At 70.6% G+C, this 834-nt stretch carries 1 protein-coding gene and 1 pseudogene; both read left to right on the top strand.

Annotation, left to right across the window (positions count from 1 at the left end; translation table 11 throughout):
• Positions 1–698 (top strand): Gfo/Idh/MocA family protein (locus FLW16_RS42945; RefSeq protein WP_142566723.1); only part of this gene is annotated, 698 nt, incomplete at its 5' end.
• Positions 695–834: pseudogene (locus tag FLW16_RS45850) on the top strand (sugar phosphate isomerase/epimerase); the annotation flags it as partial. The gene FLW16_RS42945 and the pseudogene FLW16_RS45850, both read left to right, overlap by 4 nt.

Here is an 834-nt window from a genome sequence, read left to right as displayed (position 1 = left end):
ACGTGCGGGCGCAGTACCTGCAGGACTGGATCGTCGACCCGGAGTTCCCCCTGGTCTGGCGGCTCCAGAAGGACAAGGCCGGGTCCGGCGCTCTCGGCGACATCGGCGCCCACATCATCGACACCGCCGAATTCGTCACCGGTCAGCGGCTCACCGGGGTGTCGGCGATGACCGAGACCTTCGTCAAGGAGCGTCCCCTGGCGGTCAGCTCGGCCGGGCTCTCGGCCGGCGGCGGAGCCGGGAGGGGCCCGGTCACCGTGGACGACGCCGCGTTGTTCATCGGCCGGTTCAGCGGCGGCGCGCTGGCATCGTTCGAGGCCACCCGCTTCGCCACCGGGCACAAGAACGCGCTGCGCATCGAGGTCAACGGCTCCCTGGGGAGCCTGTCCTTCGACTTCGAGGCGATGAACGAGCTGTGGTTCCACGACCACACCATCGGCAGCGCCGAGCACGGCTTCCGGCGGGTGCTGGTCACCGAGCCGGACCACCCGTACGCCGGGGCGTGGTGGCCGCCGGGCCACGGCCTCGGCTACGAGCACACCTTCGTCCACGAGGCGAAGGACTTCCTGGAGGCGATCGCCGCCGGCACCGATCCCGCGCCGTCCTTCGAGGACGGGCTGCGGGTGCAGCGGGTGCTGGCGGCCGTCGAGCAGAGCGCGGCTGAGGGCAGCCGCTTCACGACTGTGGAGGATTCATGACCAGGCCGGTCACGTTGTTCACCGGGCAGTGGGCGGACCTGCCGTTCGAGGAGGTCTGCCGGCTGGCCTCGGAATGGGGCTACGACGGCCTGGAGATCGCCTGCTGGGGCGACCACTTCGAGGTCGACAAGGCCCT

This window comes from Microbispora sp. KK1-11, from assembly GCF_006874435.1.
Taxonomy (GTDB): Bacteria; Actinomycetota; Actinomycetes; order Streptosporangiales; family Streptosporangiaceae; genus Microbispora; species Microbispora catharanthi.
Note: the sequence above shows the minus strand (reverse complement) of the source record. Positions and strands in the feature narration are given on the sequence as shown.